Raw genomic sequence first — 14,380 nt, 5'->3', positions numbered from 1 at the left:
TGGTGCCCCGCGCGGAGCAGCCACACCGAACAGGAGACCGCGATGGGCAAACTCGCGCTGGCAGCAAAAGTGACGCACGTCCCGTCGTTATATCTGTCCGAACTCGACGGTCCGCATAAAGGCTGCCGTCAGCCGGCGATCGACGGCCATCATGAAATCGGCCGGCGCTGCCGTGAACTCGGCGTCGATACGATCGTCGTATTCGACGTGCATTGGCTCGTGAACAGCGAATACCACATCAATTGCGCGCCGAAGTTCGAAGGCGTCTATACGAGCAATGAACTGCCGCACTTCATCAAGAACATGCCGTACGCGTATCCGGGCAATGTCGAACTCGGCAATCTGATCGCGGAAGTCGCCAACGAGATGGGCGTGAAAAGCCGCGCGCACAGCGAGACCACGCTCGAACTCGAATACGGCACGCTGGTGCCGATGCGTTATATGAATGGCGATCAGCATTTCAGGACCGTCTCGGTAGCGGGCTGGTGCATGTGGCACGACCTCGACAACAGCGCGCGCTTCGGCCTCGCGGTGCGCAAGGCCATCGAGGAGCGTTATGACGGCACCGTGGCGATTCTGGCGAGCGGCTCGCTCAGCCACCACTTCGCCAACAACGGCACGGCCGAGCAGTTCATGCACAAGGTGTGGAGTCCGTTTCTCGAACAGATGGACCGCAAGGTGGTCGAGTTGTGGGAAGCCGGCGATTGGAAAACCTTCTGCGAAATGCTGCCGCTCTATAACGAAAAATGCTGGGGCGAAGGCGGCATGCACGACACCGCGATGCTGCTCGGCGCGCTTGGCTGGGACCGTTACGACGGCAAGGTGGAAGTTGTCACGCCGTATTTCGGCAGTTCGGGCACTGGCCAGATCAACGCGATCTTCCCGGTTACGCCGCTACCCGCCTGAATACCCGTCAAGGAGTTCACCGTGCCGCATTTGACTCTCGAATACAGCGCCAATCTCGCCGCTGAAGAAAGCATCGGCCAACTTTGCCGGGCCCTCGCGCAGTGCCTCGACGCGCAACGCGAGAACGAACAGCGCATTTATCCGTTGGGCGGAATCCGCGTGCGCGCGTTGCGCTGCGAACAGTACTGCATCGCCGACGGCCGCGCCGACGCCGCGTTCCTGCACGCGAACCTGAAGATCGGCGCGGGCCGCTCCGAAGCGGCAAAAAAGGCCACCGGCGACGCGCTATTCGCGTTGATCAAGCAGCACTTCGCCACGGAATTCGAACGACACGGCCTCGCGTTGTCGCTGGAAATCAATGAATTCAGCGAAGCCGGTACGTGGAAACATAACAACCTGCACGCACGCCTGAAGGCTGAACAGCGGCACTGAGAGAATCCATCATGCTAGATGAACAGACGATCCGCGAGCTCGCGGCACAACTCGACCAAGCCGAGAAAACGCGCACGCAACTGCGCCACTTCTCGGCCGCTTATCCGCAGATGACCGTGCAGGACGGCTATGCGATTCAACGCGAGTGGGTCAAGCTCAAGCTCGCCGAAGGCCACGTGATCAAGGGCCGCAAAATCGGCCTCACCTCGCGGGCGATGCAGCGCTCGTCGCAGATCGACGAACCCGACTACGCGCCGCTGCTTGACAGCATGTTCATCGAAAACGGTCAGGACATTCGTGCGGACCGCTTCATTGCGCCGCGCGTTGAAGTGGAACTGGCGTTCGTGTTGAGCAAGCCGTTGAAGGGTCCGGGGGTCACGCTATTCGATGTGCTGGACGCGACCGCTTACGTGACGCCGGCCGTGGAAATCATCGACGCGCGCATCGAACAGTTCGACCGCGAAACCAAAGCCCCGCGCAAGGTCTACGACACGATCTCCGACTTCGCGGCGAACGCAGGCATCGTGCTGGGCGGCCGGCCCGTGCGTCCGCTGGATGTCGACCTGCGCTGGGTCGGCGCGTTGCTCTACAAGAACGGCACCGTCGAAGAAAGCGGTCTCGCGGCCGCCGTGCTGAATCATCCGGCCACCGGTGTGGCCTGGCTGGCCAACAAAATCGCTGCGTACGATGAAACGCTCAACGCGAACGACGTGATTCTGAGCGGCTCGTTCACCAGTCCGATCACCGCGCGCGCAGGCGACACCTTCCACGTGGACTACGGTCCGCTGGGCGGCATCGGTTTGAATTTCATCTGAACTCATTTGAGCCGACACGACATGTCTCTCCCGCAGAACCCATTCAAGCGCGCGCTCGCCGAAGGCAAACCGCAATTCGGCCTGTGGGCCGCACTCGCCGACGCCTACGTGACCGAGTTGCTGGCCACCGCCGGCTTCGACTGGCTGCTGATCGACAACGAGCATGCGCCCAACGATGTACGCAGCACGCTCGCGCAATTGCAGGCGGTGGCCGCATATGCGTCGCATCCGGTAGTGCGTCCGGTGCGCAGCGACAGCGCGCTGATCAAGCAATTGCTCGACATCGGCGCGCAGACCCTGTTGCTGCCGATGATCGACACCGCCGGGCAGGCCGCCGACGCGGTCGCGGCCACGCGCTATCCGCCGCAAGGCATTCGCGGCGTAGGCAGTGCACTGGCGCGCGCATCGCGTTGGAACCGGATACCGGATTACCTGAACACGGCCGCCGACGAATTGTGCGTGCTGGTGCAAGTGGAAACCGTGCAGGGCATGGCGAATCTGCCCGCGATCGCGACGGTGGACGGCGTCGACGGTGTGTTTTTCGGTCCTTCGGACCTCAGCGCGTCGATGGGGCTGCTCGGCAAACCCGGTCATGCCAGCGTGCGCGAAGCGATTCGCGACGGCATCCAGAGCGTGCTGCGCGCGGGCAAAGCGGCCGGCGTGCTCGCGCCCGATCCCGCGATTGCCGCCGACTACCTCGAAGCAGGCGCGACTTTTGTGGCGGTCGGCACGGACACGGGTTTGCTGAGCCGCGCGGCGGCCGATCTGGCGGCGTCGTATAAAAAGACTGCGACGATGGCGGCATCGCCCAAGGGCGGGTACTGACCCGACCCGTTCAGCGCGAACATGCAGGGCCGCGCCGTGGCAAAAGGACAATGAAAGGGAAGAAGAAGCCCTATTCCCCCGCGGGCCAAGGCAAGCCCGGCGCCGACCAGTCCAGTTCCACCCCGATCACGGACCGCTCGGTGGCGAACTGCAGCGCCAGCGTCACCGCGATACACGGCCTGCCGCTCGCCAGCGAAAGATAAGGATTGCTCGACACCGCCGCGCCCGGCAGCAATACCGCGTTACGAAAATACGGCCGATGATCCCAGCGCGCATCGCGCGGATTCGCCACGGGTTGCAGCGAGGCCCCGTCCGCGCTCCATGCCGGCCCCTGCACCTCATGCCCGATCTGCCTGCCCGCGTCGTCGAGAATGAAACAGCTGACGCAGCGCTCGAACCTCGCCAGTTGAGCGAACGCGTCGTCCATGGCCACACCGGCCAGCAAGGCATCGGCAGCGAGCCGCAAGGCAACCCGGTAGGGCTCCACTTCGGTTTCGAACAACGCATGCTGATGCGCCCGCCCTTGCGCGATCACATCGAAAGCCTCATCGATGCGCCGGTGCACCGACTCCGGCGGCGCGATCTCTCTGGCCGGCCGCCCCAGCAGATAACCCTGCGCGAAATCCACATTCGATTCCACCGCGAGAATCAGTTCTTCCGTGGTCTCCACGCCTTCGACGACCACCAGCATCCCCGCCAGATGCAGCAACGAAACGAGTTTCGGCAGAATCGGCTGCTCGGTGCCGTGACCCGTCGCGCGAATCAGTTCGCCGTCGAGCTTGACGAGGTCCGGGCGGATCCTGAGCAGCCGGTCGAGATTCGACTGGCCGGCGCCGAAATCGTCGACGGCGATCAGGAAACCGTGCTGGCGGTACAGCGCCGCCGCCCGCGACATGTCGTCGACACTGCCGCCGTGCGATTCGAGAATCTCCAGAACCACGCGCTCAGGTTCGAGCCCCACCGCCCGCACGATTTTCGCCAGCTGATCGGCGTAGCCTTCCGCGATGAACGTGGCCGGCAGAATGTTGAGGAAGAGCCACGCGTCGTCCGGCAGCGCCTGGCGCGCGCCGGCCAGATGCACGACGTGACTCGCGCGGTCGAGCGCGCCTTCGTCGCTCGAAGGCCGGGGTGCGAACAGCACCGCGGGCAGCACCAGCGTGCCGTCCTCCTGCTCGCCGCGCAGCAAGGCCTCGAAGCCCACCTGCTTCTGATGCGACAAACTGTAGAGCGGCTGAAAATGCGACGTGAGGTAGTACTCCTCCCAACGGTGCCGCCGCACGGGCGCCCCGCCTTCGTAGGATCCGTCGTCGGCCAGCAGTTGCAGCGCCTCGCGCGGCAGCGCGCGCTCGGCGCATACCCGGTTTCTGCCGGAATGCTTGGCGCGCAGCAAGGCTTCGTCGGCGCGATCGAGCAGCACCATGATGCTTTCGCCACTGCGGTGCTCGGCCACGCCGAAGCTCGCGGTCAGGCGGCCGTCCGGCCGCTCGATGGCGGCGATCGCCTGGCGCAGCCGTTCAGCCACATGAAGCGCGCCCGTAAGACCGTCGCCCAGCAGCAGCGCGAATTCCTCGCCGCCGATGCGGCTCACGCTGTCGTCCGCGGAGACCTCTTCCGTCAGCACCTGGGCGACCTGGTACAGCGCCTGGTCGCCGACTGCATGGCCGAAGCGGTCGTTCAGGGATTTGAAGTTGTCGATGTCGAGAAAGATCGCGCTGATCCGCGTATCCGGCGTGACACTGTCGAGGCGGCGTTCGGCCTGTTTGACGAACGCGCGGCGGTTTTGCAGGCCGGTCAGCGGGTCAGTTGCGGCGAGTTGCGCGAGCTGGCTTTCCAGCAGAAAGTGGCTGCGGCGAAACCGGTAGAAGCCGAAGTGAAACACCGCGGAAGTCGGCACGCCGATCACCACGATCCACATCCACACCACCGTCGCGACGTCATGCGTCAACGGCGCGCCGAACAGCAGCGCGAACGCCGTGGCATAGAAGAGCACGCTGCCGGTGACGAAGTGCGTCGGCGTGAGCCATAGCGGCGCGGCGCAGATCGGTATCACGACCATGGCGGGCAGCGTCCACAGCAACGGTTGCGCCACGCCGACGATGTTCATCGCCATGCCCGCCACCAGCACCTGCGAGTAGGCAACCCCGATCAGGCCGAAACTCCACGTCGACTTGGCGCGCGGAATCGCCAGCACCAGCAAGGCGAGCAGCAGCGCACACGTGAGCCGGTAGGCGAGCGGCGCAGCCGGGCCGTCGACCAGACTGCGCGCCCCGACGAAGCACAGGAACGCGACCACGGTGAATGCCATGGTCACGGTGGACAGCGGACGCTGGTGCTCGAGCGAGCGCCCGTGGAAGCGATCGCGCAATCCGGCGTCGGACTGGTGCTGCGTTGCGGTGGAAAGCATATTGATAGATATCAGCCTGGTTCCGGTCACTCTGCCAATGGATATCGGCAAATGTCTGACAAATATTTATGCCTTCCATACAAATAGGCCGAAGATTTCTCCTGTCGCGCTCTCCCCTTTTCCGCTTTCCGCTCGCTCTACGCCGCCATCACGCGATTGCGGCCGGACGCCTTGGCCGCATACAACGCGCCGTCCGCGCGCGCCATCAGCTGGGCGAGCGATTCATCGCGCCGAAACTGATCCACACCGACGCTGAAGGTGTACCGCAGCCCACGCGGCAACTCATCCGGCGCGGCCGCGGCCAGGCGGCCGCGCAGACGGTCGAGCAGGCTCACTGCTTCGGCGGCGCTGGTGGCCGGGCACAGCACGCCGAATTCCTCGCCGCCCAGCCGGCCGAACACATCGCCGACTCGCAGGTTGCCGGCGACGAAGGTCGCGAAGTGTTTCAGCACCTGGTCGCCCGCAGCGTGGCCGTAGTTATCGTTGACGGCCTTGAACGAGTCGATGTCGATGATCGCCAGCGCCACCGGCGAGCGGCTACGCAGCGACGCGCTCAGCAGCGCGTCGCCGATCGCGAGAAACGCGCGGCGCGACAGCGCGCCGGTCAGGTCGTCGACGTTGGCCAGCCGTTCGAGCCGCTCGGCGAGGCGGTCGTGCGCGAGCATCACCACGCCGATCGAAAGACAGGGCGGCGCAAGAATGCCCAGCGCGAGAAAAATGATGTTGGACGGCGACACTTGCATCAGGCTGCTTTGCGTCATGAGACCGAAGCCGTACATGAGCCCGCGCGACGCATGCCCGGCGCACAGCAGCATTGCTGCCACCGCGAGGAAATAGTAGCTATAGCGCGGCCGGTGCGCGGGACGGCCGCGCAGCATGAGCGCGGCGAGCGCGGCATATAGCGCCGCGTGAAACGCCGACACCAGCGCGACGCGCGCGTTGAAGTCCGGCGCGGCGAAGGTCCAGTACGAGATGCCGAGCAGCACGGCGACAAGGCCGACGTAAGCCGGCCACGGACGCGCGCGGCGCCCTAGAAAGCGACAACAGCCTTCGACTACGAGCTGCAGCGAAGCAGCCAGCAACACGTTGGACGCCACGAAGGTCAGCCAGCGCGACCCATGGCCTTGCAACGCGAAAGCCAGCAACGCGACGATCGCGATCGCGTTGGCCGAGATCCAGTAACCGACGCCGGGGATCGCCGCGCGCCACAACGAACCGAGCACGGCCATCGCCATGGCGCTCGACAACACGGTGACCAGAAGAATACTGAGTGGATTGAGCATTGCAGTGAATGAATCAAACGGCATCGTCGGCATTCGCCACGTACGCCCGTTCTTTTTGCGTGCGCACCTTGATGCAAGTCCGCAAGCTTAGCGGCTCGGACAAAAAAATTGGGCGTGCAAGGGCTCCGAAAGATTCAGAAAGAATTTCCGCCGGAGGACGATCACAACTGCTTCCCAATCGCGAAACGTTGCATTTATCACGAAACCAAAAATGCTAAATCACCTGGCGAGTCGAGCCGTTAATACAGCCATGACGGACACATTCTTACCGGCCCTCCATGATGGCTCAGCGCGCGGGCGATTCAGGCAGCAAAAATTACTTAATCCAGAATGCATCCATCGCAATCGATTGCGCGTATAAACAGACGAATGGAAAGTGGCCAAAAGTTAATGTCTTAAGTAGACTGCTTCGAAGTGTGGTGGACAGACTAGACAGCCCGGTAAAATTAACCTAGGCCGCGTGCAATACGCAATTTCCCGCAAGACTTCTTCTTTTCACCCGGTCGTGGCATCTAATTTTTTTAAGCAGTCAAAGCAACGACCATTTCTCGCAAAACATGGTCCCCATTCTCGATTACCTGCTGGAACGCCAGATCTCGCCGCAGTGGCGCGGCATGCTCACCGCCTTGGCCACCGAGTTCGAAGCGCAGATCGGTCGCGACGAACTGCGTCAGCTGATGCATCGCGTCGGCAGCCGGTTTGCCGCGGCGCATCCGTTGCCCGCCTGCGACTCCACCGCCGAACTCGCACGGACTTTGAATCTGCACTGGCATGAAATGGATTGGGGCTACGTCGAGTTGGCGGACGAACCCGAGTCGCTGCGCATCGTCCACTACTGCGCGCCGTTGCAGGCATTCGGCGGCGCGGCGCTTGCATGGACGCCGGCCTTTCTCGAAGGCGTGTATCAGACCTGGTTGAGCGCGCTGGGCGCGCAAGGTCTGTCGGTCGCGCAAACGAGCGGGTACAGCGAGGACACCGCGATCGAATTTCGTCTGGGCCGTCATCCTGTTTGAACGCCGCACGGTGATGAACATGTGGCCGGATAGATGGGCCTCGTTTGTGAATGGACACCATAGCAATGAGCAGTAGAGGAACGCGCCAGACCGGTGCGCGTGAAGTGGCAGAACAGGCAGGACCGGCGTTTCAGGGCCGCGAACGCAAGTCAGGATCGGGGCAAGGGTAGGCATGAATAAGACGGCGGCACTATGAGCTCATCGAGCGACATCGAGAAACTTTTCGATCATTTTGGCGGCGACGCCAATGCGTACCAGGAAATCGGCCGCGAGAACGAAGCGCGTTCGGCGCGCACCCGTTGGCCGCTATTAGTGACGCTCGATCTGACGCAGCCGACGATTCCCGCCATCGGGCAGCATCGCGAGGCCAAGCCTCGGTCGCAGGCGGTCGAGGCGGCGGTGGCCGTCGATCGTCAGGACACCACGCCAAAAGATGCGGCCTCTGTCACGCGCGCGAAGGCGCCGCTGTTCACGCGTTCGCATCGGCGGGATATTCCGCCGGTCGCTGTGGCCGCGCCGGTGAATGGGCCGAAGGGTGCGTCGCGCTTCGGCGAACTCGAATCGAAAAGCGACGCGACGCCGCCAGCGGCAGTTGGCGCGGTTCGAGTGGAAGCCGTCGCGCCGGTGGCTGCGCAAACCGCGCCAACCGCGCCAACCGCGCCTCAGGCTCCGGTTCAGAGCACGTCGGCTGCAACTCCGTTCGCTTCGGCTGCGAGTGCGGCACGGACAGCGCCGCTTGCTCCCGTGCCTCACGCCGCGCAACCGGTTTCCGTGCCGCCGGCGATCCCGCTGCGACCGCCGGTGATGCAAGCGGTCGCGGCCGCCGCGCCGAACTGGGCACAGACCCCGGCGTCCGCGCGTGCTTATGCGAGCACGAGCGCGCCGCTTGCACCCGCCTCACCCGCCGCTCCGACGCAACCCGCTTCCATCCTCGGCAAGCTCTTCGCGCCGGAACCCGCATTCGCATCCGCGCCGCCGCAACCGGCCAAGGCCAGCGATGCATCCGCGCCATTGCAGTCGGTCTTCGACCGTTTGCGCGGCACCCCCGCTCAAGCCGCAGCACCGGCCGGCGCCACGCGCGCCGCCGCGCCCGCCACCTCCAACTCGTGGCTGATCAACGGCCCTCGTCGCTCATGAAAGTCATCGCGGTGGTGTCCGCCAAAGGCGGGGTCGGCAAGACCACTCTTGCCGCCAATCTGGCATCGGTGCTGGCCTCCGGCGGCCGGCGTGTGATCGCGCTCGACCTCGACCCGCAGAACGCCCTGCGTCTGCACTTCGGCGTGCCGCTCGACAGCATCGACGGTCTGTCGCGCGCCACGCTGACGGGCGACCCGTGGCAATCCGTGATGTTCGACGGCGTCGACGGCGTGACCGTGCTGCCCTACGGCGCGCTGCTCGAAGACGACCGCCGCCGCTTCGAAGCGCACATCGACCAGGATCCGCGCTGGCTCGCGCAGTCGCTGCAGAACCTGCGCCTCGACGCGTCCGACATCGTGATCATCGACACGCCGCCGGGCTCGTCCACGTATGTCCGCACGGCCCTGACGGCGGCCACCTTCACGCTGAACGTGGTGCTCGCCGACGCCGCGTCGTACGCCGCGATTCCGCAGATGGAGCGGCTGATCGCAGCCTACGCGGCGCCGCGCGCTGAGTTCGGGGGCGAGGGCTATGTGGTCAACCAGATCGACCAGTCGCGCCAGCTGACCAAAGACGTGCTCAAGGTGCTGCGCCAGATGCTCGGCACCAAACTGTTCCCCGGCGTGATCCACCTGGACGAAGGCGTGAGCGAAGCGCTCGCGTGCGACACCACGCTGATTCACTACGATCCACTCAGCCAGGCGGCCGCCGATTTCAAGTCGTGCGGCGCATGGCTGCTGGCGGCGCTCGACGCGATCGCCGTCTCGCCGAGGAACGTCGCATGAGCACGTCTCCAGCGCCGGGCCTGGAGCCCGCCGAGTCGTCGCGGCTCGATCGTTTCGTCGACGCGCGCTTCTGGAACAGCCGCATCGTCACCGGACTCGTCACGCTGTTCGCGCTGGTGATGCTGTACTTCGTGTTCACCGTGCCGCTCGCCTTCTACGAACAGTTGACGTTCGCAACCTGCTGCTTCGTGACCGCGCTGATGTTCCGCCGTCTGCAAGGCCGTTACGCGACGATGGTGATGATCATGCTCTCGGTGGTGACGTCGGGCCGCTATATGTTCTGGCGCCTGACCGCGACCACCTACTGGGAGCATCCGCTCGACGCCGGCTGGGGCCTGCTGCTGGTCTCCGCCGAAGTGTATTCGACCATCGTGCTGCTGCTCGGCTACTTCCAGACCGCGTGGCCGCTCAAGCGCACGCCGATGCCGCTGCCCGCGTCGCGCGACCAATGGCCGACCGTCGACGTGTTCATTCCGACCTACAACGAGCCGCTCTCGGTGGTGAAGCCGACCATCTACGCCGCGCTCGCGCTCGACTATCCGGCCGAGAAGATTTCGATCCACGTGCTCGACGACGGCCGCCGCCCCGAGTTCAAGGCGTTCTGCGAAGAGGTCGGCGTCAACTGGACCATCCGCACGCACAACCGCCACGCGAAAGCCGGCAACATCAACGAGGCATTGAAGATCACCAGCGGCGAATACCTCGCGATCTTCGATTGCGATCACATTCCGACCCGCTCGTTCCTGCAGATCGGCCTCGGCTGGTTCCTGCGCGACAAGCTGCTGTCCATGCTGCAAACGCCGCATCACTTCTTCTCCGCCGACCCGTTCGAACGCAACCTCGGCACTTTCCGCAAAGTGCCGAACGAAGGCGAGTTGTTCTATGGCCTCGTGCAGGACGGCAACGATCTGTGGAACGCCACCTTCTTCTGCGGCTCGTGCGCGCTGCTGCGCCGGACCATGGTCGAGGAGATCGGCGGCATCGCGGTCGAGACCGTGACTGAAGACGCGCACACCGCCTTGAAGCTGCACCGTCTCGGCTACACCACCGCGTATCTGGCGATTCCGCAAGCCGCGGGGCTGGCCACGGAATCTCTGTCCGGCCACATCGGCCAGCGGATTCGCTGGGCGCGCGGCATGACGCAGATTTTCCGCATCGACAATCCGCTCACCGGCAAGGGCCTCAAAATTGGCCAGCGCCTGTGCTATCTGAATGCGATGATGCACTTCTTCTACGGCATCCCGCGTCTGGTGTTTCTCACCGCGCCGCTGTCGTATCTGTTTTTCGGCGCGCACGTGATCGAAGCCGCCGCCGGCACGATCGCGATTTATGCGCTGCCGCACATGATGCACGCGAGCATCACCAACTCGCGCATGCAGCGCTCGTTCCGCCATTCGTTCTGGGCGGAAGTCTATGAGTCGGTGCTGGCCTCGTACATCACCGCACCGACGCTGCTCGCGCTCATCAACCCAAAGCTCGGCAAGTTCAACGTGACGGCCAAGGGCGGCCAGATCGAGAAGAACTATTTCGACTGGGCGATCTCGCGGCCCTACCTGTTCCTGCTGTTGCTGAACCTGATCGGCTTCTGCGTGGGCGTCGTGCACATCTACTTCAACTGGCATGTGCGCAGCGTGGTGCAGACCACTATCCTCAACCTCGGATGGACCACGTACAACATGCTGATTCTCGGCGCGAGCGTGGCCGCCGCGAGCGAGCGCAAGCAGATTCGCGCGGTGCACCGCGTGGCGATGCAGATGCCCGTCATGCTGAAGTTTTCGACCGGCCGCACGCTCGCCTGCCAAACCATCGACTACTCGGAAGGCGGCGTGGGCGTGGCGCTGCCCGCCGCGATCCAGGTGCCGATGCACGAGCGCGTGACCGTCTCGCTGTTTCGCGGCGACGAGGAATACGCGTTCCCCGCGACCGTCGGCTTCACCGCCCCAGGACGCGTGGGCCTGCGCTTCTCCACCATGACGCGCGAGCAGGAGTACGAGTTCGTCAAGACCACCTTTGCACGCGCCGACGCCTGGACCGGCTGGGCGGAAGGACGGCAGCAGGACACGCCCCTGCGCGGCCTGTCGCATGTGCTGACGGTGGGCGCGCGCGGTATCGCGGGTCTGTTCGAGCATCTTTATGCCGACCTTCGCAGCTCGATGAAAAGCCGTCCAATGGACGTCAAGAAGCTAAAAACGAAAGACTGATCTATGCGCAACTGGATGGCGAAGGGCAACATCGAACGCTCGAATCACGAGCGCAGCGGGACCGGATTGAACATGCATCGCGTGACGCGCCCCGGCTCGCAACGGCTGATGCGCGGCCTCGCGTGCTGGCTGGCAATGCAGACGGCGCTGGCCGCGCCGCTCGCCTCGGCGGCTGAAGCCGTGGCGGCGGTTGCAGGCGGTGCAAACCCGACGGGCGCCGGGCAGAGTGCGGCGAGCTCCGTTCAGAGCAAGCCGGTTGTGCCGACTGCGACCGGCGCCGGCACTGCGAACGCGGCGGGTCCGGCCGTGCCCTACGATCCGAACGCGCTGGCGCAGCCGCAACTGGCGACACCGACGCCGGCGCTCGCCGCGTCATCGGTCAAAGCGTTGGGCGTCAGGACGCCGACCACCGCCGAGCCCGGCACGCTGGTGCCGGGCGGCCGGCGTCAGACGCTGACCTTCGCCGATCTCGGCGCGCTCGACCCGCTGCAATTGCGCGGCACCGACGGCCAGAACGGCGTGGCGTTTTCCGTGCGCGGCGACGAAGTGGTGACGGGCGCGGTCCTGCATCTGGTGTATAGCTACTCGCCCGCGCTGCTGGCGAATATCTCGCAGCTCAAGGTGCTGGTGAACGGCGAAGTCGCCGCCACCCTGCCCGTGCCGCACGAACAGGCCGGCATGCTGGTAGCGCGCGACGTCTCGATCGATCCGCGCTTCATCACCGAGTTCAACCATCTGAATGTGCAGCTGATCGGCCATTACACGACGAGTTGTGAAGACCCGGCCAACTCGTCGCTGTGGGCCACGGTCAGCAATGCGAGCTCGCTCGATCTGACTTACGCGTCGCTCGCCAGCAAGCCGGATCTGGCCGCGTTGCCGGCGCCGTTCTTCGATCGACGCGACGTGCGCCGTCTCGAGCTGCCGTTCGTGTTCCCGCAAAAGCCGGGCAATGCCACGCTCGAAGCGGGCGGCATCGTGGCGTCGTGGTTCGGCGCGCTCGCCGGTTATCGCGGCGCGGTGTTTCCGGCGCAACTGGATAATGCGCCGCTGTCGGGCAACGCCGTCGTGTTCGCGACTTCCGATCAACGACCGGCCGGCATCAACATTCCGGCTATCTCCGGCCCGACCATCGCGGTGGTCGATCGCGAAGCGCCGGCGCGCGGCAAACTGCTGCTCGTGCTCGGCCGCACCGAGGCCGAACTGAAAACCGCCGCGAAATCGCTCGGCATCGGCCAGAACACCTTGACGGGCCCGAGCGCGACCATCACTCAACTGAACGAGCTCGCGCCGCGCGCGCCGTACGACGCGCCGAACTGGCTGCCCACCAATCGTCCGGTGCGCTTCGGCGAACTCACCGATCCGCGCGATCTGACGGTGTCCGGTTACGACGCCGACGCCGTGCGCGTGAATCTGCGCGTGCCGCCCGATCTGTTCATGTGGCACACCAAGGGCGCGCCGATCGATCTGCGCTACCGCTACACGGTGCGTCCGCTGCGCGACCGCTCGTCGCTGAACGTGAGCGTGAACAACGGCTTCGTGCAGGCGCTGCCGATTCCCGCCGAATCCGCTTCCGTGTTCGAGCTGAGCCATTACTTCGCCACCGTGCTGCCGGACAAGACCGCCGAAGCGCGCCGCACGCTGCACATTCCGCCGCTGCTGCTGACGCCGCGCGCCCAGGTGCGCCTGCACTTCTACTACGACATTCCGAATACCGGCGAATGTCATGGCCGTCTGCTCGACAACGTGGTCGGCGCGATCGATCCGAACTCGACCATCGACCTCTCGTCATTCCCGCACTACATGGCGCTGCCGGATCTGGCCGCGTTCGCCAACAGCGGCTTCCCGTTCACGCGCATGGCGGACCTCTCCGAGACCGCCGCGATCCTGCCGAACGACGCCGATTCGAGCGACTACAGCCTGTTTCTGCTGACCATGGGCCGCATGGGGACCTCGACCGGCTATCCGGTGACGGGCGTCACGGTCGGCACCGCCGACGACGCCGACAAATTTGCCAACAAGGACCTGCTGATTTTCGGCGCGCCGGGCAAGCAGCCGTTGTTGCAGCGCTGGGCCAAGTCGATGCCGTTCTCCAGCGACGGCGACTCGCGCACCTTTCAGCTCACCGACATCGTCTTCAAGCTCGAGGACTGGTGGCACGGCGAACGCGGCGTAGAGCGCACGCCGGCGCGCGCCGATCTGACTCTGGTGAGTTCGAACGGCGACGCGTTGCTGACCGGGTTCGAATCGCCGCTGCAGAAGAACCGTAGCGCGGTGGCGCTGGTGAGCGCGGCCGGCCAGTCGGACGCCGACCTGTCCGCAGCGCTGCTCGACTCGGACGTGTTGCCGCAGATTCAAGGCGCGATGGCCGTGATCCACGGCCGCACCGTCACCATCACCTCGAACGGCGAAGCGTATTACGTCGGCCATCTGTCGCCGCAGGAGTATCTGCGCTGGGCGCTGTCGTCGCATCCGCTGCTGTTGATGCTGGGCGGCGTGCTCGCCGCGCTGATCATCGCGGGCCTGTTCTACCGGACGCTGCGCTCGATCGCCGCGCGTCGCCTGAGGGACTAATAGGACTG

Annotated in this window: 11 protein-coding genes; 9 read left to right on the top strand and 2 right to left on the bottom strand. The window is 64.8% G+C overall.

The features are described 5' to 3' along the window. The first annotated feature begins 42 nt into the window (after positions 1-42). From hpaD to hpaI, 4 genes are read left to right on the top strand one after another with little or no spacing between them, the layout of a single operon-like run. The gene (hpaD, locus tag B0G71_RS36440) at positions 43-906 is read left to right on the top strand and encodes a 3,4-dihydroxyphenylacetate 2,3-dioxygenase (protein WP_116148055.1); all 864 of its coding nucleotides are present in this window, start codon (positions 43-45) and stop codon (positions 904-906) included. A 21-nt stretch (positions 907-927) separates the two neighbouring features. Continuing rightward, positions 928-1,338 carry a 5-carboxymethyl-2-hydroxymuconate Delta-isomerase gene (locus B0G71_RS36435; RefSeq protein ID WP_116148053.1) on the top strand — a complete coding sequence of 137 codons (411 nt, stop codon included), beginning with the start codon at positions 928-930 and terminating at the stop codon, positions 1,336-1,338. 11 nt (positions 1,339-1,349) lie between these two features. Next, the gene (gene hpaH, locus B0G71_RS36430) at positions 1,350-2,153 is read left to right on the top strand and encodes a 2-oxo-hept-4-ene-1,7-dioate hydratase (RefSeq protein ID WP_116148051.1); all 804 of its coding nucleotides are present in this window, start codon (positions 1,350-1,352) and stop codon (positions 2,151-2,153) included. A 21-nt stretch (positions 2,154-2,174) separates the two neighbouring features. Further along, positions 2,175-2,978, top strand: coding sequence for a 4-hydroxy-2-oxoheptanedioate aldolase (hpaI, locus tag B0G71_RS36425; RefSeq protein ID WP_116148050.1), 804 nt, complete (start codon positions 2,175-2,177; stop codon positions 2,976-2,978). A gap of 70 nt (positions 2,979-3,048) precedes the next feature. Here the strand turns inward: hpaI and B0G71_RS36420 are convergent, their stop codons facing one another. Next, a complete protein-coding gene (locus B0G71_RS36420) occupies positions 3,049-5,382 on the bottom strand; it encodes a bifunctional diguanylate cyclase/phosphodiesterase (protein WP_116148048.1) in 2,334 nt (777 codons plus the stop codon). Between the two features lie 137 nt (positions 5,383-5,519). Continuing rightward, on the bottom strand, positions 5,520-6,665 hold the full coding sequence (locus B0G71_RS36415; protein WP_116149194.1) for a GGDEF domain-containing protein: 1,146 nt from the start codon (positions 6,663-6,665) through the stop codon (positions 5,520-5,522). Between the two features lie 557 nt (positions 6,666-7,222). Here B0G71_RS36415 and bcsD point away from each other — a divergent pair. The 5 genes from bcsD to bcsB all read left to right on the top strand — a co-directional run bounded on the left by bcsD (position 7,223) and on the right by bcsB (position 14,372). Beyond that, entirely contained in the window at positions 7,223-7,678 is a 456-nt protein-coding gene (gene bcsD / locus B0G71_RS36410; protein ID WP_116148046.1) for a cellulose biosynthesis protein BcsD, read from the top strand. Between the two features lie 192 nt (positions 7,679-7,870). Beyond that, positions 7,871-8,815: a cellulose biosynthesis protein BcsP gene (bcsP, locus tag B0G71_RS36405; protein WP_116148044.1), complete on the top strand. Its 945-nt coding sequence runs from the start codon at positions 7,871-7,873 to the stop codon at positions 8,813-8,815. Beyond that, a complete protein-coding gene (bcsQ, locus tag B0G71_RS36400; RefSeq protein ID WP_116121894.1) occupies positions 8,812-9,600 on the top strand; it encodes a cellulose biosynthesis protein BcsQ in 789 nt (262 codons plus the stop codon). Before bcsP ends, bcsQ begins: the two co-directional genes overlap by 4 nt. After that, on the top strand, positions 9,597-11,801 hold the full coding sequence (gene bcsA / locus B0G71_RS36395; protein ID WP_116148042.1) for a UDP-forming cellulose synthase catalytic subunit: 2,205 nt from the start codon (positions 9,597-9,599) through the stop codon (positions 11,799-11,801). Before bcsQ ends, bcsA begins: the two co-directional genes overlap by 4 nt. 3 nt (positions 11,802-11,804) lie before the next feature. Continuing rightward, complete coding sequence (gene bcsB, locus B0G71_RS36390; RefSeq protein WP_116148040.1) at positions 11,805-14,372, top strand: cellulose biosynthesis cyclic di-GMP-binding regulatory protein BcsB; 2,568 nt, start codon at positions 11,805-11,807, stop codon at positions 14,370-14,372. Positions 14,373-14,380 lie beyond the last annotated feature (8 nt).

The organism is Paraburkholderia sp. BL27I4N3 (assembly GCF_003386115.1).
In the GTDB taxonomy this organism is placed as follows: domain Bacteria; phylum Pseudomonadota; class Gammaproteobacteria; order Burkholderiales; family Burkholderiaceae; genus Paraburkholderia.
This window is presented reverse-complemented; position numbering and strand designations above follow the sequence as displayed.

What these genes read in the sequence shown, in the direction of transcription:
- hpaD (WP_116148055.1), top strand. Translation starts at nt 43, where the DNA reads ATGGGCAAACTCGCGCTGGCAGCAAAAGTGACGCACGTCCCGTCGTTA.
- hpaH (WP_116148051.1), top strand. Translation starts at nt 1,350, where the DNA reads ATGCTAGATGAACAGACGATCCGCGAGCTCGCGGCACAACTCGACCAA.
- hpaI (WP_116148050.1), top strand. Translation starts at nt 2,175, where the DNA reads ATGTCTCTCCCGCAGAACCCATTCAAGCGCGCGCTCGCCGAAGGCAAA.
- B0G71_RS36420 (WP_116148048.1), bottom strand. Translation starts at nt 5,382, where the DNA reads ATGCTTTCCACCGCAACGCAGCACCAGTCCGACGCCGGATTGCGCGAT.
- B0G71_RS36415 (WP_116149194.1), bottom strand. Translation starts at nt 6,665, where the DNA reads ATGCTCAATCCACTCAGTATTCTTCTGGTCACCGTGTTGTCGAGCGCC.
- bcsD (WP_116148046.1), top strand. Translation starts at nt 7,223, where the DNA reads ATGGTCCCCATTCTCGATTACCTGCTGGAACGCCAGATCTCGCCGCAG.
- bcsP (WP_116148044.1), top strand. Translation starts at nt 7,871, where the DNA reads ATGAGCTCATCGAGCGACATCGAGAAACTTTTCGATCATTTTGGCGGC.
- bcsQ (WP_116121894.1), top strand. Translation starts at nt 8,812, where the DNA reads ATGAAAGTCATCGCGGTGGTGTCCGCCAAAGGCGGGGTCGGCAAGACC.
- bcsA (WP_116148042.1), top strand. Translation starts at nt 9,597, where the DNA reads ATGAGCACGTCTCCAGCGCCGGGCCTGGAGCCCGCCGAGTCGTCGCGG.
- bcsB (WP_116148040.1), top strand. Translation starts at nt 11,805, where the DNA reads ATGCGCAACTGGATGGCGAAGGGCAACATCGAACGCTCGAATCACGAG.